Raw genomic sequence first — 25579 nt, 5'->3', positions numbered from 1 at the left:
CCAGCCGACTTCCGTCCGTATCTGCTCTCCGTCGAGTAGAGGGAGGAGGCGTACAACCGTGTAACTGGCTCACGGCGCCCCCCCCCCACGCCGCCCCCCCCCCCCCCCCCCCCCCCCCCCCCCACAGCACTTTTGCGGCTCCTGAGTGCCGGGTAAGGTTAGGTTAGCCTCACCGATTAATCGGGACGGGCGCGACTTATCGATCCCGGACGGGAGGTGGACCGCGTGTACATCTGCAGTTGCTTCGGCGTCACCGAACAGCAAGTCAAGAAGCACGCGGCGGACGGTGCCTGCACCCCTCGCCAGATAGCGTCCGCCTGCAAGGCGGGCACCGACTGCGGATCGTGCGTACGCCGGATCCAGGCCATCCTGGGCAGGGGTGCGTGCCCCCGGCCCGAGCCGGCGGACCAGGGCCGGCCGGTCCTCGCCGAACTCGCCGCCGTCACGGAGCTCGAAGAAGCCGCCTAGCCCGTGGCAGCCGCCTAGCTCTCCGGCTGCTCGATCAGCTGCGCGATGTAGAGCGCCTCGCCGAGCTTCTCCAGGAGCTCCAGCTGCGTGTCGAGGTAGTCGATGTGGTGCTCCTCGTCCGCGAGGATCGACTCGAAGATGTTCGCCGAGGTGATGTCGCCCTTGGCCCGCATGACCTCGATACCGCGCTTGAGGCGGTCGATGGCCTCGACCTCGACCTGCCGGTCCGCCTCGAACATCTCCTTGACGGTCTGGCCCACGCGCACGTGGAACAGCCGCTGGTAGTTCGGCAGTCCCTCCAGGAAGAGGATGCGGTCGGTGAGCACCTCGGCGTGCTTCATCTCGTCGAACGACTCGTGCCGCGTGTACTTCGCGAGCTTCGTCCAGCCGAAGTTCTCCTGCATCTTCGCGTGCAGGAAGTACTGGTTGATCGCGGTGAGCTCGCCCGTGAGCTGCTCGTTGAGGAATTCGATGACCTCGGGGTCGCCCTGCATCGCAGAGGCTCCTTCCGACTGTGGGGAACTGGCAGATTGCGCCGCATCCTTGCATCGGCGAGGAAGATCGTCCAGTAAGTCTTCACTTAGTAAGTAAGGGCATGCTTAGTCCAATTTCATGCGAATTGGGCGGCGGCTGGTCGGGTGCATCGCCTCGGGTCTGTCAGGATGGAAGGCATGGGGCAGCCGGTGGAGCGTGAGAGTGGAGCAGCGGCGCACTCCGAGCTTCCGCCGGGGCAGCGGATCCAGCGCGGCTGGCCCGTCACGCACTACGGCCCGGTTCCCAGGTTCCGGCCCGAGCGCTGGGAGTTCGGGGTCTTCGGTGCCACCGCGGACGGCGAGAAGTACTCCTGGAACCACGAGGAGTTCGCGGCCCTGCCGTACACCACCGTCGTCGGTGACCTGCACTGCGTGACGAAGTTCAGCATGCTCGGCTCCGAGTGGGGCGGGGTGCCCGCGCGGACGGTCCTGGAGATCGCCCCACCCGCGCCGGCGGTCACCCATGTGATGGTCTGGGCCGAGTACGGCTTCAGCTCCAACCTCCGCCTCGCCGACTTCGCGTCCGAGCGCGCGATCTTCGCGACCCACAAGGACGGGGAGCTGCTGACCGCGGAACACGGCTTTCCGCTCCGGTTCGTCGTCCCCCATCTGTACGCCTGGAAGGGCCCCAAATGGGTCCGCGGCGTGGAGTACATGACCGCCGACCGCCGGGGTTTCTGGGAGGAGCGCGGCTACCACAACGTCGGCGACCCCTGGAAGGAACAGCGGTACTCGTACCAGGAGGAGCCCGGCGACGGGCCCGAACTCTGACTCCCTGGTCCCGGCGTGCGTCAGTGGTGGTACTGGTGCACCACCGCGTGACCCCTGCCCCGGCCGATCGTCCACTTGTTGACCGGTGTGGTGATCACGAAGGCGACGGCCAGGGAGATCGCCAGCGTCGCCCAGAACAGCAGGTCGCCCAGCCCGGCGTCCATCGCGCCCGGCCACAGCACGATCACCGAGTTGTCGACCAGTTCCATCACGGCGATGGACAGCGTGTCCGCGGCCAGTGCCACCCGTACCGCCGTCCGCAGGTCGACGCCCGCCTTCAGGACGCCGCGCAGGGTCAGTGAGTAGCCGAAGAAGAACGCGAGCACGATCGCCAGGACGGTGGTGGGCAGGTTGCCCCAGCCCAGCGCGGTGCCGACGACCATGCCGAGCACCTCTCCGATGGCGCAGCCGGTGAGGCAGTGGAGGGTGGCCTGGACGGCGGTGGCCCAGGTCGCGGCGGACGGTGCCATGTCGTGGTGGTGCGTCTCGTGCTGCTCGTGCTGCTCGTGATGTGTGTGCGCCTCGTGCTCCATGGAAGCCCCCAATGACGGACGACGGTTCCTGCGTGAGCAGGAACCGTATACCCCCTAGGGGTATTCCTCAACGTCTCAGCCGTCCCGGAGTTTCTTCAGCCGCTCCACATCCGCCGCGTGGCCCTCCTTGCCGCCGGGAGTCTCGATGACCAGAGGTACGCCCTCGGTGGCGGGGTGGGTCATCAGCGCGCGGAACGGGTCCTCGCCGATGTGGCCGGAGCCGATGTTCTCGTGGCGGTCCTTGTGTGCGCCGACCACATCCTTGGAGTCGTTGGCGTGGATCAGCTTCAGCCGGCCCTCGCCCACCGTGTCCACCAGCAGGTCGAGCGTCTGGTGCATACCGCTCGGGCCGGTCAGGTCGTGCCCGGCGGCGAAGATGTGGCAGGTGTCCAGACAGACGCCCAGCTTCGGATGGGCGTCCAGCGCCTCGAAGTACGGGCCGAAGTCCCAGGTCCGCGAGCAGAGCGAGAAGCCCTGGCCCGCGGTGGACTCCAGGAGCAGATACGGGTCGTCGTCGTGGGTGAGCTCGTCGAGCAGCGGCAGCAGGTACTCGCGGACCTGCTTCAGGGCCACGGAACGGTCCCGGCCCCCGGTGGCGCTGCCGGTGTGCACGACGACGCCGAGGGCACCGATCTCACGCCCGCGCCTGAGGGAGTGCCGCAGCGACTCCACCGACCTCTCCACGGTCAAATCACCATCGTTGGTGACATGATGGAGGGGAGCCGAGGAGGCGCCCCCCTATGACCACCGCCCGCGAATACGCACGATCTTCGAAGGGCCGCGACAACCGCAGCCGGTCGACCGAGGACCAGCACGCCGACAACCTGCGCGCCGAAAAGGAGCACGGCCCCTGGACGTGGGGCGCCCCGTACGCCGACACCGGCTCCGCCTCCATGTACGCCAAGCGGGCCCGCGACGACTTCGCGCGGCTGCTGGCCGACCTGGAGACCGGCGCGTTCGGAGAGACCGGCGACGTGCTCGTGCTCTGGGAAATCTCCCGGCTGAGCCGCGAAATGGGGATCGGCAACAAGATCGTCAAGCTGTGTGAGGCGCGCGGTTACAAGATCCACGTCACATCCGAGGAACACACCTTCGACCCCCGGAACTACGCGGACTACCACGCGATCAACTCGGGGATCCTGGACGCGGAGAAGGAGTCCCGGCGGCTGTCCGCCCGTACCCTGCGCGGCGTGACGTCGGCCTTCAATGCCGAGGACGGCGCCCGCCCGCATGGCAAGGTCCCGTTCGGCTACGCCCGGGAGTACGGCCTGGTCGACGGCCGCTCGAAGCCCATCCGGCAGTACCCCGACCCGGACGAGTCGCCTCTGATCAAGGAACTGTTCCGCAGGGTCCTAGCAGGGGACAGCATCCTGTCCGTGTCCCGTGACTGGGCATCACGCGGGATCACGTCCCGGGGCGGGGTGCCGTTCAGCGCCGCGACCCTGCGGGTGTCGCTGGTCAAGGACGCGTACCGGGGATACCGGATCCACCACGGCCGGACGGTCCGGGCGAGCTGGCCCGCGATCATCGACGAGACGACCTGGCACGGCGTTCAGGCCTTGCTCGCCGACCCGTCCCGCCGGTCGCACACCGGCGCCGGGATCCGCCATGCGTTCTCCATGACGATCAGGTGCGACGTGTGCGGCGGGCCCATGTCCGTGACGTTCCGGGACGCGGTCAAGACGCCGCTGCCGCCCGGGTACCAGTGCCACCAGAAGGCGTGCACGAGGATCACCAAAGAGGGCGTGGACGACGAGATCACCGGCGAGATTGTCGCGTACCTCGAACGGCTCCACGGGCTCGGTCTGCTGGAGCTGGGGAGTACCGGTGAGGACACCCCCCAACTCAAGGCCGTACGGGGCGAGCTGGCCACCAGGCGCGCGGAGCTGCGCGAGCTGGAGGCCGCGACCCCCGAGAGCCTCGCCGAAGGGCGCGTCATCGCCCGCATGACCGAGGCGAAGGAGGCGTACATCAAGGATCTTGAGGCGCGGGTCTCGAAGCTGTCGCGGCCCGACCGGCTTGCCGAGATCTTCGGCGACGCGGAGGACATCGACGGCCGGTGGGCCGCGCTGCCGGTCACCGCGCAACGGGAGATCGCGGCCATCCTCCTGGTCCCCGAGCTGCTCGGGGAGGTACGCGTCAAGCGCGCCCCGTACATGGGCGCCCATGCGGACCGGATTCCGGCAGCCGACCGGCTGATTTGGAATCAGGCCAAAAGTTTGTAGGAACACACAATGGAATTCATCCCCCGTGCGGGGGAATAAGATCCCCTAAGTCCCTATGGGACGTGTATTGTGGAACACAGATCGAGATCGGGACCACGAAGGGACCGGGACCACAAAAAGATCGAGACCGAGACAGCGCGAGACCCGAAGCGAGACTTATTCGCTTCGGGTCTCGCACGTTGAGGGCCCTCTGTTATGAATTGTAAAAGGAGATCATCCCTTGCAGAAACGCAGGCCGCTCGACTTGAAGGGCCCCGAGCTTCAGCGCCACCGGCTGGCGATCGCCCGGAGCGACACCCCCGAGACCCGTGCCGCGTACTGGCTCGCCATCGCAGCGCACGCACGGCGTGAGGCCGACCGGCTGGAGCGCGAGGCGAAGGAATTGCTGAGCGGCCAGACCGAGCACGACAACCGATAGTCCGTACCACCAGAGTCCCGCAAGGTCCGGGGTAGGCACCCCATTCCGGACCGACCTACTACGACCGATAGGGCGGTGTGCCGAATTTCGATCAACGACGGAATGGCATACCCCCATGAGCGCAAAAAAGATCCGCCCCGTGCCCAGCGAGGCGGACCATGAAAATCCCGTAATGACCTGTTCCCAGGGTACCGCAGCGAAGCGACCCTCGGAAACCGCTCGGATACCCGATTCCTCGACCCTCGCAGTACTGCGCTCCCTCCTGCGGGGACGGTCGGGATGACCACCGCGTACGCGCTGATAAAGCGTGGCTGGTACCTGCACCCGTGCGATCACCCGGACAGCCCGAAGTGCACCGGAGCACGCACGAAGGAGCACAACCCCGATACCTGCACGAAGCGCGGCAAGCACCCGCAGACTTCGTGGTCCAAGGCGTCGTCCAAGGACCCAGGGGACATCGCCACCTGGTCCGCCGGCCGCGCGGTGAACTTCGCCATCGACTGCGGCAAGTCGGATCTCGTGGTCTACGACGAGGACTCCGAGGGCGAGTTCGAGCGGCTGTGCCGCGACCTCGGTCACGACGTACCGGACACCTTCCGGACGAAGACCGGCAAAGGCTGGCACTACGCCTTCACGCAGCCCGCCGGGGACCCGCTGACCAACAGGAACCCGTTCAAGCAGGACGGGTACAACATCGACACCCGGGGCGCGGGCGGCTACGTCATGGCCCCCGGCGCGAAGCACGAGACCGGCGTGACCTACGCCCCGGAAGACCCTGACGCCGACGTCCTGCCCGTGCCCCCGTGGCTGGAGAAGGCGCACCGGGCCAAGCCCAGGGCGAAGGACACGGCGGGTACCGCCGACCCCGGGGACGCGGGCCTCATGAGCGGCTTCAACTGGAGCACGGCGTACGCGGACGCCGCCGCCCTGCGCGAGGGCGACGTGACCCAGCGGGAATTCCTGATCTCCGCCATCGGGTCCCTGTGCAAGCAGGGCGTACCCGGGCTGGTCGGCAAGGCAGCCGTGCAGTCCCTCGCCGGGCAGTTCGTGAACCTGAAGGCCGACCAGCCTTGGACGGCCGAGATGGTCGACGCGATCTGGGAGGAGACGTCCGCGAAGTGGATGGAGTCCGCGCCCGCTGCCGATGAGCCCGCGTTCGTCTCCGAGCTGGGGGCGACGGTCGGCAGCAAGGCGCTGGAGATCTACCGGCACCGGAAAGCCGCCGCCGCCGTGTCCGCGTACGAGGCTGCCCAGCGGGGCGCGTCCGAGGAGTCCGTCAGTGACGCTCTGGACGCGATCCTGAGCGGCGTCACGGACGCGCCCACCGTGGGGCTCATCGACGGACACCCGCGCGGCTACGGGCTGTTCTACCCCCGCGTGGCGAACGGGATCTACGGGGACGAGGGCGTCGCCAAGTCCGTGATCATCGCGGAACTCCAGGCGCGCGCGCTGGCCGACGGTGGCCGGGTCGTCCACTGGGAGTTCGACAACAACGACACACGCGCGATCGTCCAGAGGCTGCTTCGGGCGGGAGCGGGTGCCCCGGTCATCCGCGAGCGGTTCACCGTGCTGCGGTCCATCGCGGAGCGCGACGCCCTGCCCGCCGGGCAGACGGTCGCGCTGGTGACCCTGGACGCCGTCAACCCGGCGGTTTCGGCCCTGGGGGTCAAGGTCAACGACTCGGACGGCACCGACACCGTGGTGCGGGAGTGCCTGGGGCCGTTCACTCTGCGCGGTGCCTGCGGCGTCTTCATTGACCACGTCGGCCACGAGAACAAGGACCGGCAGATCGGATCCGTCCGCAAGTCGCAGGCCGTCCAAGGGGCTTTGTACGAGGCCGCCAAGGTCGACGAGTTGAACGCGGGCACCACCGGGCGGACCCGGCTGGTGCTGCGCAAGGACAACAAGGGATCACTCGGTGCCAAGGGGCGGGCGGTAGCCATCGCGGTCATGGTCTCCACGGCGGAGGAGGGGAAGCCGGGACCGGTATCCACGACGTTCACCGAGCCGGACCCCTTCAACGAGGAACTGTCGGCCCCCGCGCCGGTCAACAACGTTGATCGCATCATCCGCGAGCTTGACGCGGCAGGTGTGCCGGACGACGCCAGCATCCGGGGCGCGAAGGGCCACTTGGCCCTGAACCAGGTGGTGATCAAGCACAAGACGGATGACTTCTCTACCGCTATCGCTGCTCGCAAGCTGCGCCTGTCCCCCTCCCCCGGGACTACGTCCCCGGGGAGTGAGGGGTACACCGGGCGTCCCCCTGGTGTCCCCCTGGAGGGGGACGGCTAAAGCCCAGGTCATCAGGGGGTGTCCCCCTGGTGTCCCCTGTACCCCTCCGACCGAGGGGGACACCCTTCCGTACCCCTCTGAGGGGGACACCCCAAACCATGATCCAACGCCCCGAAGGAGCCACACCATGACCGGCCCCGAGATCAACCCCGCCGACGTGGTCACGAAGATCACGGACAACATCCAGGACGAATTCCGCGCGTTCCTCGCGGCCCTGGAGGCCGACCCCGAAGCACCCGCGTACGCCCGGCAGTTCATCGACGGGGAGACCGCGATCGTCATCGACCGCGATCACATCCGGATCCTGCCCTACCAGGCCCCGCCCTCCGAGCCCGAGGCTCCGGAGACCGGCCAGTACTTGTAAGCGGCACGCCCCCGGGGTGAAAGCCCGGGAGCGCGCCTAGGGACAACGACTAGGAGGAGTCGCAACCCATGCTTTCGATCATATTCGTGGTCACGCTGCTGACCTTGGCCATGTGGGCCAGGCACGCGAAGACCACGCGCAAGCTCCGCAAGGCAGAACGGGCCCGCGTCAGGGCCGCCAACCCCCGCCGGTACGCCCGCAGGGCCGCCCGCTGGATCCTCTACAAGGCGTTCGCCCGCCTGTTCGTGTGGCAGGCGCCCCGGGGCCGCGTGACGATGCAGACCCCCGCCGTGGTCGCCCGGCGCGGCCTGTGGCGCAAGGTGAAAATCCGGATCGACCGCCATATCGTCATTGCGGGTCTGACCGGCAGTGGAAAGAGCAGCACCACGCGCGTACTGGCCATGCACGCCCTCAAGGCCGGTGCGTCCCTGGTCCTGATAGACCTCAAACCCGGAGCACCCGAGGGGGAGCTGTACGCGGGCAAGGCCAGGGTGGTAACCAGTTCGGCCGATACCGTTTCTCTGATCCGGTCTCTTCTGGCCGACCCGGGGCGCGACGGCAGCGACCTAGTGATCATCGTCGACGAGACGTCCGCCCTGATCCGGCAGCTCACCAAGGCCCAGTTCGGCAGCCTCTGCACCCTGATCGACATCTCCCGGCATTTCAAGATCAGGTGGTATTTCGGGATCCAGCACCCCAGCAGGGTCAACCTGCCGAGCGAGATCCAGTGCAACATCACCACCACGCTCGCTCACCGCGTACACAGCAGCATCGAGAGCGGCGTCGTCTTCCCCGGTATGGCCGATTGGCAGCCGCATGAGCTGACCGCCCCCGGGAGCCTGCTCATCCACACGGAGGACCGGCGCAGCAAGCCGCACCCGCTGGCCGCTCTGTGGCTGTCCGAGGTCCGCTTCGCGTCCCTCGGCAACCCCGTTGGGATCCCCGGGGCGCTTCGCGCCCCGGTATCCGCCCCGGTACCGGAAGTCACCGCCGACACCGCCCCGACGGTCACGTTGGCCAAGATCCCGCCGCCCGAGGCGCCCGAGGCGCGGCCGGTCACGCTCTCCGACAACCAGCAACTGACCTGTCTGGCCCTGGAGATCGCGGACCGCCCGATGGAGACCAAAGAGATCATGGACGCCACCGGACTCCCGCAGAACCGCACCTCCGACGCCCTGAACGCCCTGGTCAAAAAGGGCCTGGTCACCAAGGACGACGAGAACCGCCCCGCACTGTTCGCCCTCAACACCCCCAAGGACCCGTCATGACGGTGAAGTTCCGCACGCCGAAGCCCACGAAGGAACTCGCCATCGCGACCCGCGATGACGGCAGCACGTTCGAGTACGACAAGACCGTGAACCACGACCCCGTGGTGGCCCCGCCCCGGGACTGGGACCTGCTCAGCACCCGCGTGGCCGTGGCCATGGTCCTCGTGCTGACGGCCGTGGCCGTGGCCTGGTCGACCTGGTCCATCGGCTCTCTGCTGCACGGCGGCATCGGCTACCTGGCCGCGATCGTGTTCGATCTGAGCTGGGGGACCGCGCTGATCCTGGAGTGGAAGAGCCGGTACGACGACGACAAGCGGACGTTCCCGCTGGTCCTGGGCTGGGGCCTGCTCGCCGTGACCATGGGCGCGATCTTCTGGCACGCCATGCCTGACCTGCGGTACGCCGTGATCGGCGCGGTGGTGTCCGGGGTCGCCAAGATCCTGTGGCTCGGGATCATGAAGCACATCGAGGTGACCCTGAGCGAGGTGGACAAGGGCAACCTGAGGGACAAGCGCAGCAAGGCCGGGGTGCGCATGGCGATGGCCTCCGTGGATCGTCAGGTGGCGCGGCTGGACGCTCAGACCTCCGCCGTACGCCTCTCCCTGGAGCCCGCCCGCCCGGCCGGTGTGCACCTGTCCGCGAGCGAGACGGACACCGACCCCGTGGAGCTGCACCGCGTGGCGCAGTACGAGGCGGACAAGATCCGGAAGCAGATCGCGGGTACGAGCGCTCATGAGCCGCTCGAAGCCACCCCTGAGCCGCTCATCGAGCGCTCACGAGCCGCTCACGAGCCGCTCACGAGCGCTCATGAGCCGCTCACCGCCGCCCGTGAGCGGCACGAGAGGCTGCGTGAGCTGCTGGCGGAGACTCCGGCCCTGACCGGCCCCCAGGCCGCCGAGAAGCTCGGGGTGAGCCCCGCCACGGCGAAGCGCGACCTGGCCCACGTGCGGATGAACGGGAGCGCGTCATGACCGCCGCCATGGTGACTCTGATCATGACCATGGTGGTGGCCGTGGTGTTCTTCGTGAGCGGCGGCAAGGACCGTCTGCGGATGGTCGTCGCGGCCCTGTGGGGCGTCACCCTGGGTGCTTCGTACGGCGCCGCCGTGACCGGCTTCCTGATCGAACTGTTCACCGCGATAGGCGGGATGTTCGGCGCCTGACCCGCCCTTCCCGCCCCCTGGCTGGCCCTGAGACCGCCGGGGGGCGGTTCTGTGTCTCCCTGCCCCGGCCCGCGCCCCCACGCGGTCTCAGGGCCGCTCAGGCCTCGGGGCGCGTACACTGATCAAGCTAGGTCGCGGCCGGATGACGCCCAGGGGGCGGACGCCACCGCAGTACCTCCGGCCGGAGCGCGCACGGGCGCGGCATCTCCACCGAACGGCGTGCACACATCCGCCTGACTCCAGGGAGATCCCCCATGTCCGCAGCACCCGATCCCAAGACCGCCACGCGCCCCGAGCTGGAAGCCTGGCTGACCGGCGCCACCCATGCCGAGATCCTCGCCGAGAAGCGCCGCATGAGCGACGAGGGTGAGGTGCCCGGCGGTCTCGCCGGTGCCTTCTACCTCGGTCTCCTCAATGCGATCAAGAAGGAAGACATCCGGAGCCTGGCCGCCGACGGCTCCACCGAGAACGGGACCGGCTTCGGATCGGGGGGCGGGTCGCGTACCCCGGCCCGCTCCGAGGGCTACAACCGCGCCATGCGGACCGTGGACGGCCTGACGCGCTCCGGTGCCCTGGAGGCGTACGGCGCAGAACGCGTTGAGGGCCTGCTGACCACCGGTCTCCCGACCTCCCGCAACCTGGCCGCCCGCTGGGCCGTGGCCGCCGGTGACGAGGCGTACGCGACCGCGTTCGCCCGCCTGGCCGCCGACCCCGAGCGCGGTCACCTGCTCTGGACACCCGAGGAGGGCGCAGCCTTCCGCCGCGCGGCCGGCGTACAGGACGAACTCCGTGCCATGAGCACGAGCGGCGCGGCAGGCGGGTACATGATCCCTCTCACGCTCGACCCCGCGATCATCCTGACCAGCGCTGGATCGATCAACCCGCTCCGCAAGATCTCGCGCGTCGTGCAGACCATGACGAACGAGTGGCGCGGCGTGACCAGTGCGGGTGTGTCGGCCGAGTGGATCGGGGAGGGCTCCGAGGTTGCCGACGCGCCCCCGGCCGTGGCTCAGCCCGCCGTCCCGGTTTACAAGAATGATGCGTTCGCCACTTACTCCTTCGAGGTGGGGGCCGACGCTGTGGATCTCCTGGGGCAGCTCAAGATGGTGCTGGCCGATGCGGCGGACCAGTTGCAGGCCACGGCCTACACCACCGGTTCCGGGTCGGCACAGCCCACCGGCATCGTGACGGCCCTGGTGGCGTCCTCCCCGACCGTGCTGGTGGCCAGTGCCGGTGCTGACGCGTTCGCCAAGGCCGACGTGTACGCGCTTCAGAACGCGCTCCCGCCGCGCTTCTCCGGCAACGCACAGTGGACGGCCACCCTCCCGGTCATCAACACCATGAGCCAGATGGAGACCACCAACGGAGCGCGCCTGTTCCCCGAGCTGTCCGACGGCCGCCTGCTGGGCAAGCCGATCAGCGAGCTGTCCAACATGGATGGTGTGATCAACGCTGGCGCAGAGAACTACACGCTGATCTACGGTGACTTCAAGAACTTCGTCATCGTTGATCGAATCGGTAGCACTCTGGAACTCATCCCGAACATGCTCGGTTCCAATCGTCGTCCGATTGGTCAGCGTGGTGCGCTGCTCTGGAGTCGTACTGGATCAGACAGCGTGAACGACAACGCGTTCCGCATGCTCAACGTCACGTGACGCACCGCCTCGTGAACCCTGAGTGATCACGTAGCGCGGTGCAGACGGCCACCTGCCGCAAAGGGCCTCGGTCCCCGGGCGCGGCAGGTGGCTGTTTGCTGTGCAAATTGCTGCGACCCTTCGATCTTGCGATTCGTACTGATTCACCCAAGCAAAGTCGGCCGGGGATCCGAGCAAACCCACAGGCGGGCTGATCATGCCCCTGACCTGCACGTTTGTGCGGCCGAAGGGGGGTGGGTGGATCACGTAGCCCCTCCCTCCGGGACCGCAAAGCCCCTGTGATCGTTTTCTCCCCGTACGATCCGGCAAAGGTCCGGGATAGCTTGACAACCTAGCAAACGTGCAGGTCAGAGGGGGTATGGCCTCGGCCGCGCTGGCACAATTCAGCAAACGTTGGAGCAAACTGGATCAGGCGTCCTCGGGGAGCAAACCCCTGCAAACCGGGTCAGGGACGCATGCGGTACGCTGATCACCAGAGGCTGGGGCGCCTCAGGCGGGGCCCTTGGGTCCGGGGATGTTCTCGGGGGTTCCGTCGCCACCGGCCGTGATCACTCCGGCTTGACGACGTAGATCCCCATCCCGGACACGGTCTCCACCAGGCCCTCATCCTTGAGTACCTGGGTCGCCTTGCGGATCGTGTCCCGCGCCACCTGGTACGTGTCCTCCAGCTCGACCATGGTCGGGATGCGCCTGCCCGGGGCGATCTCCCCGCTGGCAATCCGCGCGCGCAGGTCGTCGGCGATCTGCCGGTACGGCGGCACGGGTCCCTCGCGGTCAATGCTCATGATCCAAGTCTGGTCGACCAGCCCTGTCCCGCCATAGCTACCCACGGGGGTAGCAGGGGGTAGTACGGTGCGAGGAGACCGAGACCGAGGGAGCGGACCATGGACATGCGAGAGCAGTTGGCCGACACGGGGTCGGGCCCGATCGGGGTCCCCAAGACAGTGATCTGGATCGGCGACGGCCCCTCACGCCACGCCGCCTATGCCGCCTGGATGAGCCACCTGGGCACCTGTAAGGACTGCTCCACCGATGGCGGGTGCGGTACCGAGAAGACCCTGTGGGCCGCGTACCGCGCCCTCTGACGCCGAAGAGACCCGCAGCCCCCGGCACCCCCCGCCGGGGGCTGCGCCATGCTTACGATCGGTCCTGGAGAAGATCACACGGGCATTGCTACCAACGATGGTGAGGTGTCCACCGTCGCCTCGGTGTGCGAGCCGAAGTTGATCAGATACGGGGCGTGGACGTACGCCGGGATCCTCTCCTCGGCGCAGGCCTCGCGGAACGCCTCGTCCTGGCGGGGGTTGCCGGGAGGCGTGGCCCAGCCGCGTGGATTGGCGACGAAGACCTGCACGGTTTCGGCGGCGAGTTCACGGGCGTAGGACAGGCCCACGGAGTTCAGACCGCCGGCCACGGGGACATGGCCGCCGACGGGGTTGCGCTGAGTTGTCACCGGTCAAGGGTGCCATTGCCCGCCGCGCCGGTACGGCTCGGGTGGGCCTGGGGCCCGAGGCCGTACCGGCGTGCGTCAACGGATGGTGATCGTGATCGTCGAGCCCTTCGGCGCCGTGTCCCCGCCCTCCACGGACTGCTTCTTCACCGTGTCGCCGAAGAGGCCGAGCAGACCCCGGTCCTCGTCGACCTGGAAGCCCTTGGCCTCCAGCTCCGCCTTCGCGTCGTCGACACTGTCGCCGGTGACGTCCGGGACCTCGACCATCTCGGGGCCCTTGGAGAGCGTCAGCGTGACGGTGTCGCCGTCGGCCGCCTGGCTGCCCTCGCCGGGGCTCTGCCGGGCGACCTGGCCCGCGTCGTCCTCGGAGTTGACGCGGACGGCGGCGACCTTCACCTTCAGGCCCGCCTCCGCCAGGTCGGCCTTCGCGTCCTCCAGGTCCTCGCCCGTGACGTCCGGGACGTCGACCGGGGCACCCTTGCTGACGGTGAGCGCGATCGCGGAGCCGGCCCGCAGGGTGGTGCCGTCGTCGGGGTCCGTGCTGATCACGAAGCCCTTCGGGACGTCGTCGCTGAACTCCCGGGTGACCATGCCGGGTTGGAGTCCCTCCGCCCGCAACCGGGATTTCGCCGTGCCCAGCGCGTCCCCCTGCACATCGGGCACCTTCACCTTCTGCGGGCCCTTGGAGACGGTGAGCGACACGGAGTCGTTGTCCCGTATCCGGGCGCCCACCCCCGGGTCGGTGCTGATGACGGTGCCGCGCTTCACGGTGTCGCTGTAGGCGTAGGTGACCTTCCCGGTCTCCAGCCCGGCCCCGTCCAGCTGGTCCCGGGCCTGTGCCTCGGTCTTCGTCAGCACGGCCGGGACCCGGGTGAACTGGCCGGAGTTGATGTACCAGACGCCCGCCCCGAGGCCCAGGGCCAGCAGGACCGCGGCGACGATCAGGAGCGGGCCGCGCCGGGAGCCGCCGGAGGAGCGTCCGCGCCGGGGCGGCGGGGGCGGAGCGCTCTCCAGACGGCTGGTGCGGTGGTACTGCGGCTCGTCCTCGTCGACCGGCAGCGGGCGCGGGACGGTCAGGGTGCGCGGGATCACGCTCGTACGGTTCTCGGCGCCCGAGTGGTTCGCGGCGAGCGCCTGCGGCGGCACCGCGTCCAGCTGGTCGGCGCTCAGCCTGCCGTGCGCCTCGCGGGTCAGCGCGAGCAGTGCCACGGCGTCGTACGGCCGCAGGTCCGGGGTGCGGGCGGTGGCCGACGCGACCAGCGCGTCCAGTTCGTACGGCAGTCCCGGGACCACGGCCGAGGGCGGCGGGACGTCCTCGTGAAGGTGCTTGTACAGCACTATGGCGGGCGATTCGCCGTCGTGCGGAAGGTCGCCGGTCAGCATCTCGTACAGGACGACACCGCACGCGTACACGTCGACGCGGGCGTCGGCGGTGCCGGGCTGCTCGATCTGCTCGGGTGACAGGTAGGAGACCGTGCCGAGGACGGCTCCGGAGGTGTTGGTCACGGTGTTCACCGACCGCACCAGCCCGAAGTCTGCGACCTTGACCCGGCCGTCGTCCCCTATCAGGACGTTCTCCGGCTTCATGTCCCGGTGCACGAACCCGGCGCGGTGGGCGGCGCCCAGGGCGGCGAGGACCGGCTCCAGGATGTCCAGGGCGGCGCGCGGCTGCAGTGCCCCGCGCTCGCGCAGCACGTCGCGCAGGGTGCAGCCGGCGATGTACTCCATGGCGAGGTAGACGTACGACCCGTCGGTGCCCTGGTCGAAGACCTGCACGACGTTGGGGTGGGCGAGCCGGGCGACGGACTTGGCCTCACGGATGAAGCGCTCCACGAAGATCCCGTCCGCCGCGAGCGCCGGGTGCATCACCTTGAGGGCGAGCACGCGGTCCAGACGGGTGTCCACGGCCCGGTAGACCGTGGCCATCCCGCCGACCGCGATGCGCGCGTCCACGCGATAGCGGCCGTCGAGCACCTGCCCGACCAGCGGGTCCTGAAGGGTCGTATCCACGCAGGCGAGTGTACGAGCCGACGCTGACAGCCCATCCGGTTCGGCCGGGATAGGGGTGGTACTGCAGCCGTCCTGTGACGCAGATCGCACACGGACGCCTCCGGCGCTGGGGCCGTCGTTCGGCTGCGGCCGGGTGGGGGCTGGTCGCGCAGTTCCCCGCGCCCCTGGGTGGGTGCAGGGTGGCCAGTCGTGCAGCTGGGCGGCGTTCGGCCTGCGGCTGCGGGCGGGTGGGGCTGGGCGCGTGGTTTCCCGCGCCCTCAGGTGTGCACCGCGGTGGTCGGCGTGACCCGTCCCCAGTCGGCCCCCCAGTCGGTCAGCGGAAAGCAGGTCGTTCGGGGTCCAGTGCGGCCAGGCCCTCTGTAGGGGACGACGCCTCCGCGAAGTGCCGCCGGGGGATCCGGCCCGCCCGGTGGGCGAGACGCCCCGCCTCCACCGCGTGCCGCATCGCGTGAGCCATCAGCTCCGGCTCCCGCGCCCGCGTCACCGCTGAGGCGAGCATCACACCCGCGCACCCCAGCTCCATCGCCAGCGCGGCGTCGGACGCGGTGCCCGCCCCCGCGTCGAGGATCACCGGCACGCGCGCGTGCTCGACGATCAGCTGGAAGTTGTGCGGGTTGCGGATGCCGAGGCCCGAGCCGATCGGCGAGCCGAGCGGCATGATCGCCGCGCAGCCCACGTCCTCCAGCCTGCGGGCCAGCACGGGGTCGTCGTTCGTGTACGGCAGCACCGTGAAGCCGTCGTCCACCAGGGTCTCCGCCGCGTCCAGCAACTCGATGGGGTCCGGGAGCAACGTCCGCTCGTCGGCGATGACCTCCAGCTTGATCAGATCGGTGCCGAGTGCCTCGCGCGCGAGGCGGGCCGTCAGAACGGCCTCACCGGCGGTGAAACAGCCCGCGGTGTTCGGCAGGACCCGGATGCCGAGCCCGGTGAGGACGGACAGCACGGAACCGTGCACCGAGGCCTCCACGCGCCGCATCGCGACCGTGGTCAGTTCGGTGCCGGAGGCGACCAGCGCACGCTCCAGCACATCCGGGCTGGGCGCCCCGCCGGTGCCCATGATCAGCCGGGACGAGAAGGACGTACCGCCGATGACGAAGGGATCGTCGGCCATGGGTCAGCCTCCTTGGACGGCGGTGAGGACTTCCACGCGGTCCCCCTCGGCGAGGGACGTCGAGGGCCACTGCGTGCGGGGGACGACGGTCTCGTTGAGCGCGGCGGCGACCCCGGAGGGCGCCGGGGTCAGCGCCCGCACGACGGTGTCGAGAGCCGTGCCGGGGGCGAACTCCCGGGGCTCCCCGTTGACGGAGATCTTCATGCCGGCTGCTCCACGAGCCTCAGGAAACGCCTCGGGGTGAACGGGCGGGCCACCTCGGGCAGTTCACCGGTCGTCAGGACGTGCGCCATCGCGTCCCCGGTGACCGGCGTCAGCAGCACGCCGTTGCGGTAGTGCCCGGTGGCCAGCAGGAGGCCGGGCAGGTCCGTCGGGCCGAGCAGCGGGGCGTTGTCCGGGGAGCCCGGGCGCAGTCCCGCGCGGGTCTCCGTCAACGGCAGCTCGGTGATCCCGGGAACCAGTTCGTGCGCGTCCCGCAGCAGCTCGTACACGCCGCCCGCGGTGACCGTCGTGTCCCAGCCCAGTTCCTCGCTGGTCGCGCCGACCACCAGCTCGCCGTTCTCCCGGGGCACCAGATAGACCTGGCTGCCGCGTACGACGGCCCGCACGGTACGGCTCAGGAAGGGCGCGTACCGCGGGGGCACGGTCAGTCGCAGCACCTGACCCTTCACGGGCCGCACGGGAGGCAGTACGTCGTCCGGGACCCCCTTCAGGCGTCCGCTGAGACTCCCGGCTGCGAGCACCACCTGTCCCGCGCCCAGGTCGGCGCCGTCCGTCGTGGTGACCCCGGCGGCCCGGTCCCCTACGACACGCAGGCGCTCGGCCGACGCGCGGTGGAGGACCACACCCGCCCGCTCGCATGCGGCCAGCAACGCGCGCGTGAGGCGCCGCGGATCGATCTGGTGGTCGCCGTCCACGCGCAGGCCGCCCCGCACCCCCGGTGCGAGCATCGGCTCCAGACGCCGGCACTCCCGGCCGGACAGCCACTCCGACTCCAGCCCCGACTGGCGCTGGAGCGTGTGCAGTTCGCGCAGGTGGGCACGGTCGTCGGCGTCCAGGGCGACGGCGAGGGTGCCGCAGCGGCGGTAACCGAGGTCGTGCCCGGTGAGGTCGGTGAGCTCGGCCGCGAAGTCGGGGTAGCGGCGGGCCGAGGCGAGGTTCAGACCGAGCAGGGTCTGCTCGCCGTAGTGCAGTTCCGTGACGGCGGCCAGCATTCCGGCGGCCACCTGGGCGGCCCCGCCGCCCGGCTCCGGGTCCACGACGGTCGTGGTGAAACCGCGTTGCGCGGCCCGCCAGGCCGTGACCAGGCCGATGATGCCGCCCCCGACGACGAGGACGTCTGACGTACCTGAGGACATGGGCGTCCAGCCCCTCCCTTCGCCGGCATGACCCGGATCAGGTTCGTACGGTCGGAGGCCGCCAGCCTCCCTCTCAGCCCGGTGCGTCCGGGCTCCCGCGAGTGCTCTACGTTGGCCACCCTAGCCCTTCGCTCCGCGCCTCAGTAAGGGAGCCTGCCGCCATGTCCCGCTCGCTCGACGGCCTCGTCCTCGCCCCGGTGGCCGACCAGGCCCCGGGTCAGGTGGGCACGCGGACCCGGTTCACGTACCACGAGAAGGACGGGGAGATCTGGGCCGAGTACGCGGGCGGTGACGTCGTACGCGGGCATCTGGTCGGCACCCGCGCGGGGGACCGGCTCGACTTCCGCTACGTACAGCTCAAGCGCGACGGAACGACGTCCTGCGGGCACTGTCTCTCGACGGTCGTCGAAGGCCCCGACGGCCGGGTGCGGTTGGAGGAGACGTGGGAGTGGGAGTCGCAGCCGGGCAGCGGGACGAGTGTGGTGGAACAGGTCGACGAGGTTGTGCAGCAGGTCACGGCGCACGACCCCTGACTGACTGATTGTCAGGTGACTATGGTGATCAAATGAGCGAGCGGACGCAGGCACAGGCGCAGCAGCGGGTGGTCGTGGTCGGTGCGGGCATGGCCGGCGTCCAGTCCGCCGTCGCCCTGCGCGAGCAGGGCTTCCAAGGCACCGTGACGGTGATCGGCGCGGAGCCCCACCAGCCGTACGACCGTCCGCCGCTGTCCAAGGCGGTCCTGCTCGGAAAGGCCGAGGGCTCCGCCTTCGACGTGGACTTCGAGGCCCTGGGCATCACCCTGCAGCTCGGCCGCGAGGTCCTGGGCGTGCGCCCGGACGCGCACGAGCTGGACACCGAGGCCGGGACCGTGCCGTACGACGTCCTTGTCATCGCCACCGGCGCCGAACCGGTCCGGCTGCCCGGCACGGAGGGTGTGCCCGGCGTGCATCTGCTGCGCACCCTGGACGACGCCGAGCGGCTGCGCCCGGTGCTCGGCCGGCAGCACGACATCGTGGTCGTCGGCGCGGGCTGGATCGGCGCCGAGTTCGCCACCGCCGCGCGCGAGTCGGGCTGCGCGGTGACGGTCGTGGAAGCAGCCGACCGCCCGCTCGCGGGAGCCCTGCCCGCCGAGGTGGCCGCGCCGATGGCCTCCTGGTACGCCGACGCGGGCGCTTCTCTTCGCACCCACGCGCGTGTGGCGCGCGTCGAGCCCGGCGAGGTCGTCCTCGACGACGGCTCCCGGGTGGCCGCGGGCGCGGTCGTGGTCGGCATCGGCGCGCGGCCCGCCACCGCCTGGCTCGCCGGTTCCGGCATCGAGCTCGGCGCACACGGTGAGGTCGTCGCCGACGAGCGGCTGCGCACCTCCGCGCCGGACGTCTACGCGGTCGGCGACTGCGCCTCCTTCCCCTCGGCGCGGTACGGCGAGCGCCTGCTGGTCCACCACTGGGACAACGCCCTCCAGGGGCCCCGCACGGTGGCCGCCGACATCCTGGGCGAGACCCCCACGGTCTACGACCCGGTCCCGTACTTCTGGTCCGAACAGTTCGGCCGCTTCGTCCAGTACGCCGGCCACCACGCGTCCGCCGACACGACCCTGTGGCGCGGCGAGCCGTCCGGTCCCGCCTGGACGGTGTGCTGGCTCCGGGAGAACCGTCTGGTCGCCCTCCTGGCGGTGGGCCGCCCCCGCGACCTGGCCCAGGGGCGCCGCCTGATCGAGGCGGGCACGGAGATGCGCCCGGAACTACTGGCGGACCCGGCGAGGCCGCTGAAGGCGGCGACGGCGTAGCGGCACGGGTGCCGTGCCGAGCCCGGTGCTGCCCGGCCCCGGTGAGCCCGACGCCGGCCAAGTCGCCGGCCCTGGTCATCGCCGGTGGCGGTTCCGGTGGCGCGCGGCTGCTCATGCCTCGTTCCCTTGCCGCGGCGGCCCGCACGTGTCGGCGAGTCGCTGGGCGGCAGTGCCCGAGGCCGCCGCGAAGCACCGTTCGCCGAGGTGCCGGTCCTTGCCGGAAACGGTCCGGAAGGTTTTGGCGGCAGCGCACCCGCTTGTTTCCGCCGGGGGTGAGCCGTGCATCGGGGATTCGCCCGGCGGCGGCGCCCCGCACTGCCCGGCCACGGCACGACGCTGTCGGCGGGGCGGTTCCCCGGTTCGCCCGCCGGGGCGCCCAGCATGTCGGAAAGTCACCGGGGTTCGGTCGTGGCCGGTGCTGCCCGGTCCCGGTGAACCGAAGGCCGGACAGGGTTCCGGCCTTCTCCGGAGTCGGTCCGGAACAACCCGTCGGGGTCCGGCCGCGCCCCCCGCTTCGCCCGTCGGAGGCGCCCCGGCTTCCGACTGTCAGTGCGGGATGGCACGCTTAATCCCGTGACCGAGATTGACGCAAAGACCGATGCACTCGTCCCCGCCTGGCTCACCCTCCCCGACATCGCGGAGATCCTCGATGTCGAGGTGACGCGTGTGCGGCAGCTGGTCAAGGACGGCCAAGTCATCGCCGTACGCCGCGGTGAGAACCGCGCGCTGCACGTCCCCGCCGCCTTCATCGACGGGGTCGAGCAGAAGGTCGTCAAGGGCCTGGCCGGGACCTTGACGCTCCTGAGGGACGACGGCTTCTCCGACGAAGAGATGCTGGAGTGGCTCTTCACTCCTGACGAGAGCCTGCCCGGCACCCCCGCGCAGGCCCTGAGCGAGAATCGCGGCACGGAGGTGAAGCGCCGGGCCCAGGCGCTCGCCGTCTGATCCGAACAGCACCGGCGTACGGGCCGTGACCGTCGAGGCCACGGCCATGATTCGGCACGGCCCGTACGCCACCGAACCCGGGGGAGACACCGCATGCCCGACACCGCCCGAGACCGGCTCACCGACGCCCGCGTCTACCTCTGCACGGACGCCCGCAGACGCCAGGGCGACCTCGCCGAGTTCCTGGACGCGGTCCTGGCAGGCGGCGTCGACATCGTGCAGCTGCGGGACAAGGGCATGGAGGCGGCCGAGGAGCTGGAGCACCTGAAGGTCTTCGCCGACGCCTGCACCCGGCACGGCAAGCTCCTCGCGGTCAACGACCGGGCCGACGTCGCCCACGCGGCCGGGGCCGGCGTACTCCACCTCGGCCAGGGCGATCTCCCCGTCCCCGCCGCCCGCGCGATCCTCGGCGACGACATCCTCATAGGCCGCTCCACGCACGCCGAGGCGGAGGCCGCCGCGGCCGCGGTCCAGGACGGCGTCGACTACTTCTGCACCGGCCCCTGCTGGCCGACCCCCACCAAGCCCGGCCGGCACGCGCCCGGCCTCGGCCTGGTCCGGTACACCGCCGCGCTCGGCACCGACCGTCCCTGGTTCGCCATCGGCGGCATCGACCTCGGCAACCTCGACGAGGTCCTGGAGGCCGGCGCCCGCCGGGTCGTGGTCGTCCGGGCGATCACCGAGGCGGACGACCCCGGTGCGGCGGCGGCGGAGTTCGCGAAGCGGCTCCGGCACCCGGTGTAGTCGCGCCGACGACCGCCACGGTCCCGCCGTATCTCCCAGGCGTGTCCGAGGGGTGGACAACAAGTCGACAAACCCGGCAAATTTCCCCGATTCGGTTGGGTGGCCGCCGCCCCCTGACTAACCTGCGGGTATGGCCCTCGGAACCGCATCCACCAGGACTGACCGCGCGCGCACCGTGCGTGACATGCTCGCCGCAGGCAAGACGACGTACTCCTTCGAGTTCTCGGCGCCGAAGACCCCCAAGGGTGAGCGGAACCTGTGGAGTGCGCTCAGGAGGGTCGAGGCGGTCGCCCCGGACTTCGTCTCCGTCACCTACGGTGCCGGTGGCTCCACCCGCGCGGGCACCGTCAAGGAGACCGAGCAGATCGTCGCGGACACCACCCTGACCCCGGTCGCCCACCTCACCGCGGTCAACCACTCCATCGCGGAACTGCGCAACATCATCGGCCAGTACGCCGACGCCGGTATCCGCAACATCCTGGCCGTGCGCGGTGACCCGCCCGGCGACCCCATGGGCGACTGGCTCGCCCACCCGCAGGGCCTCACCTACGCCGCCGAACTCGTCCGGCTCATCAAGGAGTCGGGCGACTTCTGCGTCGGTGTCGCGGCCTTCCCGGAGATGCATCCGCGCTCCGACGGCTGGGACGCCGACGTCGCGCACTTCGTCGACAAGTGCCGGGCCGGCGCCGACTACGCCATCACCCAGATGTTCTTCCAGCCGGAGTCCTATCTGCGGCTGCGTGACCGAGTCGACGCGGCGGGCTGTGCGACCCCCGTCATTCCCGAGATCATGCCCGTGACCAGCGTGCGGATGCTGGAGCGGCTCCCGCAGCTGAGCAACGCGATCATCCCCTCCGCCCTGGAAGAGCGGATCCTCACAGCAAAGGACGATCCGGCCGCTGTACGCTCGATCGGAATCGAGTTCGCCACGGAGTTCTGTGCACGGCTGCTGTCCGAGGGAGTGCCCGGACTGCACTTCATCACGCTGAACAACTCCACGGCGTCCCTGGAAATCTACGAAAACCTGGGCCTGCACCATCCACCGCAGGCCTAGACCGGCCGCACGGCCATACGACACACTGCGTAGCGGTCACTGGGAGAGGGGCGTACATGGGCTGGACGGTCCTCTACATCGCGTTCGGATTCGTCGCGCTGTGGCTGCTCGGCGAGGTGTTGCTGCAGTACAAGGCACGACTGCGCTGGCGGGTGCTGGCCTTCGCGGGCTTCCTGGGCGTGGTCCTCGGCGTGCTGATCTCGCAGGTGATCGTCATCGGGCTCGGTGCGATCGCCTTCGCGGTCGGCCAGACCTACGTCACTCTCTCGTTCCGCCGCGGCTTCGAGCAGGGCTGGGCGGTCAATCCGCCGGCCGCGCTGGGCGGTCTGACGGGCGGCAAGAAGAGCCGCCGGGAGCGCGGCCACGACGAGCCCGGCCTGGAGGTCTCCGACCTGGAGTCGGGTGACGCGGCCTACGGCGACGAGGCCGGGTACGACCAGGGCCGCCCGGACAGCGTCGGCTACGGGCACGACGACGACTACGACCGCGACGACGTCTTCACCCCGGCGCGCTCCGCCGGCCCCACGGCCGCCGAGAGCACCGCGGTCTACGAACCCCAGCCCCTGCCCGACGACACCGGCTCCTACGGCGTGTACAGCGATCAGGCCTACGCCGGTGACCAGTCCTACGCGCCCGCGGACCAGGGCCAGGACCAGTACGCGACAGCCGCCGCCGACCAGACGTACGGCTACGACGGCTACTCCGGCTACGACCAGCAGCAGTACGGCTACGACCAGGCCGGGCAGCAGCAGTACGCCGCCTACTCCGACCCGTACATCGGCACCCAGACCTACGGGGCGGGGTCGTACGACACCTCCTACGGCGGTCAGCAGCAGTTCGTCCCGCAGGACTACGGCCAGGACCAGTACGCCGGGTATGGCGGTGAGACCCCGGCCGGCGGCGTGTGGGTGCCGCAGCAGCGCACCGACGAGTACGGCGGCGAACTCCCGCAGGAGCAGCAGTACTACCAGGACAACGGCCAGGGACAGAACCAGGGGCAGGGCCAGGGGAACGGGTACGACGAGCAGTACCGCTTCTGATCCCGCGGCTCCTCACTGAGAACCGCGGAACTCCGGCCCCTCCACGATCAGCCCGGCCACCAGCGCGCCCGACATGCCTGCGTGGGGGAGGCCCCCGCCGGGATGTGACCAGCCACCGGCCGTGAACAGGCCCGGCATCGCCGTGTTGTTGGACGGGTGGAGGGTGCCTTCACCACCCGCCAGCGAGGGCGGCGGAACGGCTCCGCCCTCGGCCCCTGTCTCCCGCTCGGTGTGCACGGGTGTCCGCACCTCGCGCCACAGCACCCGCTCACGCAGCCCCAGCAGCGCCCGCTCGGCGGCGGCGACCATCTTGTCCGCGAAGGCGTCGACGACCGACGGCGTGGCCCAGTCGTACCCCCGCCCGCACGGCACCGTCGCCGTCAGCACCACGGACTCGTGTTCCGCGTCGGGACGCAGGGCCGGGTCGTCCGGCCGGTCCACCCGCACCGTGGGTTCCGGCAACTCGCCGTGCCGGAACAGGTCCAGCTCGTCCCCGGGGGCCTCGCCGTACACCACCGAGCGGTGCACGGCGTCAGGGTCCCGCGCACCCCGCAGCGCGAGGCACACCACCACCCGGCCCGGGTGCAGGTCCTCGGCGCCGGGCGGGACGTCCTTCGCGCCGTAGAGCTCGCGGCCCGGCACGAGTCCGCGCAGGCGCCACGGTCCGGTGCCGACGACGGTGTCCGCCTCCGCGACCGTCCCGTCGGCGAACTCCACCCCCGCCGGACGGCCGTCCTTCTCCAGGACGGCGGTCACCTCGGCGCCGAAGTGGAACTCGACCCTGCGCTGAAGGCACCGCTCGTACACCGCGCGCGCCAACTCCCGCATGCCGCCGCGCACATACCAGGTACCGAAGGCGTGCTCCATGTACGGCAGGATCGCCGCGCTCGCCGGAGCGGTACCGGGGTCGACGCCGTACGCGAGCGCGTGGCCGTCCAGCAGGGCGGCGAGGCGCGGGTCGCGCAGCTCCCACGCGCCGATCTCGTACAGCGTGCAGGCGCGTCGGGTGCGCAGCAGGCGCTTGTGCGGGACCGCCGGGTAGGGCTCGTCCATCAGCACCGGCCAGTTGGGCCACAGCGGCTCCTCCAGGAGCGGCCTGCGGGTGCGGTCCCAGGCCTCACGGGCCCGGATCAGGAAGTCGCCCCAGCGTCCGCCCGCGCCCGCGCCCAGGGCCTCGTCCAGAGCGGCGACGACGCCCGCGCGGGAGGCGTTCGGCAGCGAGACCTCGGTGCCGTCCGTGAAGAGGTGCCGCGACGACGGGTCGACCTGGACCAGCTCGACGGCCGACTCCAGCGGCTCCTTGCCGGTCTTGACGAACAGATCGCGGTAGACCGCGGGCAGCGTGAGCAGCCCCGGTCCGGTGTCGAAGGCGAAGCCGTCCCGCTCGAGACGGCGCACCGACCCGCCGTACGTCTCCGTACGCTCGTACACCGCCACCCGGTGGCCCGCGACGGCCAGCCGGGCAGCGGCCGCCATCGCGCCCATCCCGGCGCCGATCACCGCAACCCTTGCCATGCCTGCGACTTTATCGACCCCCACTGACACTCCGGCCGCGCCCTGTCAGCCGGGCGGTCGTCCGGTCCGTGCCGCGAGGCGCCTCTCCTCCCGGCGCTGGGCCCTGCGGCGCCGGAATCTGCGGATGCGGGAGATCAGGAAGAAGAGCACCGTCAGGCCGGCCAGCAGCAGCACGCCCGCGATGATCGCGGCCGCCTCCGGGTGGAACATCGCGAACGTGACGATGCCGCCGACGCCGAGATCCTCGGCCAGGCTCAGGACGATGTTGCTGAACGGCTCGGGGGAGGCGTTGACGGCCATCCTGGTGCCCGCCTTGACCGTGTGGCTGGCCAGCGCCGTGGAACCGCCGATCAGACCCGCCGCCACGTCGGAGAGCGAACCGCTCTGCCCGGCGAGCAGCGCCCCGACCCACGCGCCCGCGACGGGCCGGATCACGGTGTGCACCGTGTCCCACGCGGAGTCGACGTACGGGATCTTGTCGGCCACCGCCTCGCACAGGAACAGCACGCCCGCCACGACGAGGACCTCGGGGCGCTGAAGGGTCTCCGGGACGTCGTCGCTCAGGCCGGTCGCGCCGAACACGCCGAGCAGCAGCACCACCGCGTACGCGTTGACACCGCTGGCCCAGCCGCTGGTGAACACCAAGGGGAGTACGGACACGGAGGCGATCGTAACCAGTCGGCGACAAGGAGTCCTGGGGGTGAGCGCGGACGACTGAGTATCCGTACCTAGGGCGTGAGATGAGTACGCGCGCGGATGGGCTGCGGCCTGCGCGGACGAGAGAGTGGAGCCACGGCGAAGGGGAACGGCTCCGGCACCGGCGACACGGGGCGCCGGAACGGAGCCGCCCCGGATCCGCTCCTTCCGTCGGCCGAGG

General features: G+C 70.2%; 26 protein-coding genes, 2 pseudogenes and 1 riboswitch. Of the genes and pseudogenes, 17 read left to right on the top strand and 11 right to left on the bottom strand.

All coding sequences use genetic code 11. The annotated features are described in order from the left end of the window. Positions 1-216: 216 nt before the first annotated feature. On the top strand, positions 217-468 hold the full coding sequence (locus ACZ48Z_RS22285; protein ID WP_468737600.1) for a (2Fe-2S)-binding protein: 252 nt from the start codon (positions 217-219) through the stop codon (positions 466-468). Positions 469-482: 14 nt separating this feature from the next. On the opposite strand, the gene bfr is transcribed toward ACZ48Z_RS22285, so the two are convergent. Further along, positions 483-962 (bottom strand): bacterioferritin, encoded by a 480-nt coding sequence (gene bfr, locus ACZ48Z_RS22280; protein WP_007381448.1) that lies wholly within the window; start codon positions 960-962, stop codon positions 483-485. A 177-nt stretch (positions 963-1139) separates the two neighbouring features. Here bfr and ACZ48Z_RS22275 point away from each other — a divergent pair, with 177 nt between their 5' ends. Beyond that, positions 1140-1772 (top strand): sulfite oxidase-like oxidoreductase, encoded by a 633-nt coding sequence (locus tag ACZ48Z_RS22275; RefSeq protein WP_468737599.1) that lies wholly within the window; start codon positions 1140-1142, stop codon positions 1770-1772. Between the two features lie 20 nt (positions 1773-1792). On the opposite strand, the gene ACZ48Z_RS22270 is transcribed toward ACZ48Z_RS22275, so the two are convergent. Together ACZ48Z_RS22270 and ACZ48Z_RS22265 are read right to left on the bottom strand one after the other, a co-directional pair. After that, positions 1793-2305, bottom strand: a complete 513-nt coding sequence (locus ACZ48Z_RS22270) for a DUF4396 domain-containing protein (RefSeq protein WP_468737598.1) — start codon at positions 2303-2305, stop codon at positions 1793-1795. Positions 2306-2380: 75 nt separating this feature from the next. Continuing rightward, a pseudogene (locus tag ACZ48Z_RS22265) lies at positions 2381-3001 on the bottom strand (deoxyribonuclease IV); the annotation flags it as partial. A gap of 44 nt (positions 3002-3045) precedes the next feature. Here ACZ48Z_RS22265 and ACZ48Z_RS22260 point away from each other — a divergent pair. The 8 genes from ACZ48Z_RS22260 to ACZ48Z_RS22225 all read left to right on the top strand — a co-directional run bounded on the left by ACZ48Z_RS22260 (position 3046) and on the right by ACZ48Z_RS22225 (position 11689). Then, positions 3046-4530, top strand: coding sequence for a recombinase family protein (locus ACZ48Z_RS22260; protein WP_468737597.1), 1485 nt, complete (start codon positions 3046-3048; stop codon positions 4528-4530). Between the two features lie 220 nt (positions 4531-4750). Further along, positions 4751-4948 carry a hypothetical protein gene (locus ACZ48Z_RS22255; RefSeq protein ID WP_468737596.1) on the top strand — a complete coding sequence of 66 codons (198 nt, stop codon included), beginning with the start codon at positions 4751-4753 and terminating at the stop codon, positions 4946-4948. Between the two features lie 279 nt (positions 4949-5227). Beyond that, positions 5228-7240 carry a bifunctional DNA primase/polymerase gene (locus ACZ48Z_RS22250; RefSeq protein WP_468737595.1) on the top strand — a complete coding sequence of 671 codons (2013 nt, stop codon included), beginning with the start codon at positions 5228-5230 and terminating at the stop codon, positions 7238-7240. A 127-nt stretch (positions 7241-7367) separates the two neighbouring features. Beyond that, positions 7368-7604: a hypothetical protein gene (locus tag ACZ48Z_RS22245; protein WP_468737594.1), complete on the top strand. Its 237-nt coding sequence runs from the start codon at positions 7368-7370 to the stop codon at positions 7602-7604. A 68-nt stretch (positions 7605-7672) separates the two neighbouring features. Further along, entirely contained in the window at positions 7673-8872 is a 1200-nt protein-coding gene (locus tag ACZ48Z_RS22240; protein WP_468737593.1) for a helicase HerA domain-containing protein, read from the top strand. After that, positions 8869-9843: a hypothetical protein gene (locus tag ACZ48Z_RS22235; protein ID WP_468737592.1), complete on the top strand. Its 975-nt coding sequence runs from the start codon at positions 8869-8871 to the stop codon at positions 9841-9843. Before ACZ48Z_RS22240 ends, ACZ48Z_RS22235 begins: the two co-directional genes overlap by 4 nt. After that, entirely contained in the window at positions 9840-10034 is a 195-nt protein-coding gene (locus ACZ48Z_RS22230) for a hypothetical protein (RefSeq protein WP_468737591.1), read from the top strand. Before ACZ48Z_RS22235 ends, ACZ48Z_RS22230 begins: the two co-directional genes overlap by 4 nt. A 254-nt stretch (positions 10035-10288) precedes the next feature. Further along, the gene (locus ACZ48Z_RS22225; RefSeq protein ID WP_468737590.1) at positions 10289-11689 is read left to right on the top strand and encodes a phage major capsid protein; all 1401 of its coding nucleotides are present in this window, start codon (positions 10289-10291) and stop codon (positions 11687-11689) included. A 548-nt stretch (positions 11690-12237) separates the two neighbouring features. Here the strand turns inward: ACZ48Z_RS22225 and ACZ48Z_RS22220 are convergent. After that, positions 12238-12474 carry a GntR family transcriptional regulator gene (locus ACZ48Z_RS22220; RefSeq protein ID WP_468737589.1) on the bottom strand — a complete coding sequence of 79 codons (237 nt, stop codon included), beginning with the start codon at positions 12472-12474 and terminating at the stop codon, positions 12238-12240. 99 nt (positions 12475-12573) lie between these two features. Here ACZ48Z_RS22220 and ACZ48Z_RS22215 point away from each other — a divergent pair, with 99 nt between their 5' ends. Beyond that, positions 12574-12774, top strand: coding sequence for a hypothetical protein (locus ACZ48Z_RS22215; RefSeq protein ID WP_468737588.1), 201 nt, complete (start codon positions 12574-12576; stop codon positions 12772-12774). Positions 12775-12875: 101 nt separating this feature from the next. On the opposite strand, the pseudogene ACZ48Z_RS22210 reads toward ACZ48Z_RS22215, so the two are convergent. The 5 genes and pseudogenes from ACZ48Z_RS22210 to thiO all read right to left on the bottom strand — a co-directional run. Next, positions 12876-13142, bottom strand: a pseudogene (locus ACZ48Z_RS22210) (deoxyribonuclease IV); the annotation flags it as partial. A gap of 75 nt (positions 13143-13217) precedes the next feature. Then, positions 13218-15149, bottom strand: coding sequence for a Stk1 family PASTA domain-containing Ser/Thr kinase (gene pknB, locus ACZ48Z_RS22205; RefSeq protein WP_468737587.1), 1932 nt, complete (start codon positions 15147-15149; stop codon positions 13218-13220). Positions 15150-15462: 313 nt separating this feature from the next. Beyond that, on the bottom strand, positions 15463-16260 hold the full coding sequence (locus tag ACZ48Z_RS22200) for a thiazole synthase (protein WP_468737586.1): 798 nt from the start codon (positions 16258-16260) through the stop codon (positions 15463-15465). A gap of 3 nt (positions 16261-16263) precedes the next feature. Then, on the bottom strand, positions 16264-16464 hold the full coding sequence (gene thiS, locus ACZ48Z_RS22195) for a sulfur carrier protein ThiS (RefSeq protein WP_468737585.1): 201 nt from the start codon (positions 16462-16464) through the stop codon (positions 16264-16266). After that, positions 16461-17618: a glycine oxidase ThiO gene (thiO, locus tag ACZ48Z_RS22190; protein ID WP_468737584.1), complete on the bottom strand. Its 1158-nt coding sequence runs from the start codon at positions 17616-17618 to the stop codon at positions 16461-16463. The genes thiS and thiO overlap by 4 nt, the downstream gene beginning before the upstream one ends. After that, positions 17616-17727: riboswitch (TPP riboswitch) on the bottom strand. It overlaps the preceding gene by 3 nt. A gap of 52 nt (positions 17728-17779) precedes the next feature. On the opposite strand from thiO, the gene ACZ48Z_RS22185 reads away from it, so the two are divergent. The 6 genes from ACZ48Z_RS22185 (at position 17780) to ACZ48Z_RS22160 (ending at position 23187) form a co-directional block, all read left to right on the top strand. Then, positions 17780-18151, top strand: a complete 372-nt coding sequence (locus ACZ48Z_RS22185) for an avidin-fold protein (RefSeq protein ID WP_468737583.1) — start codon at positions 17780-17782, stop codon at positions 18149-18151. A 32-nt stretch (positions 18152-18183) separates the two neighbouring features. After that, positions 18184-19404 carry an NAD(P)/FAD-dependent oxidoreductase gene (locus ACZ48Z_RS22180; RefSeq protein WP_468737582.1) on the top strand — a complete coding sequence of 407 codons (1221 nt, stop codon included), beginning with the start codon at positions 18184-18186 and terminating at the stop codon, positions 19402-19404. Between the two features lie 573 nt (positions 19405-19977). Further along, entirely contained in the window at positions 19978-20349 is a 372-nt protein-coding gene (locus ACZ48Z_RS22175; protein ID WP_468737581.1) for an Rv2175c family DNA-binding protein, read from the top strand. Between the two features lie 93 nt (positions 20350-20442). Next, complete coding sequence (gene thiE / locus ACZ48Z_RS22170; RefSeq protein ID WP_468737580.1) at positions 20443-21093, top strand: thiamine phosphate synthase; 651 nt, start codon at positions 20443-20445, stop codon at positions 21091-21093. A gap of 130 nt (positions 21094-21223) precedes the next feature. Then, the gene (metF, locus tag ACZ48Z_RS22165; RefSeq protein ID WP_468737579.1) at positions 21224-22147 is read left to right on the top strand and encodes a methylenetetrahydrofolate reductase [NAD(P)H]; all 924 of its coding nucleotides are present in this window, start codon (positions 21224-21226) and stop codon (positions 22145-22147) included. 56 nt (positions 22148-22203) lie between these two features. After that, positions 22204-23187, top strand: coding sequence for an SCO2102 family sporulation regulator (locus ACZ48Z_RS22160; protein ID WP_468737578.1), 984 nt, complete (start codon positions 22204-22206; stop codon positions 23185-23187). Between the two features lie 12 nt (positions 23188-23199). Here the strand turns inward: ACZ48Z_RS22160 and ACZ48Z_RS22155 are convergent, their stop codons facing one another. Next, positions 23200-24702, bottom strand: coding sequence for a phytoene desaturase family protein (locus ACZ48Z_RS22155; protein ID WP_468737577.1), 1503 nt, complete (start codon positions 24700-24702; stop codon positions 23200-23202). A 45-nt stretch (positions 24703-24747) separates the two neighbouring features. Beyond that, positions 24748-25362 carry a DUF4126 domain-containing protein gene (locus ACZ48Z_RS22150; protein ID WP_468737576.1) on the bottom strand — a complete coding sequence of 205 codons (615 nt, stop codon included), beginning with the start codon at positions 25360-25362 and terminating at the stop codon, positions 24748-24750. Positions 25363-25579: the final 217 nt, after the last annotated feature.

The organism is Streptomyces sp. NPDC031225 (assembly GCF_055570355.1).
The sequence above is the reverse complement of the archived record's forward strand: the minus strand, read 5'-3'. Positions and strand labels throughout refer to the sequence as shown.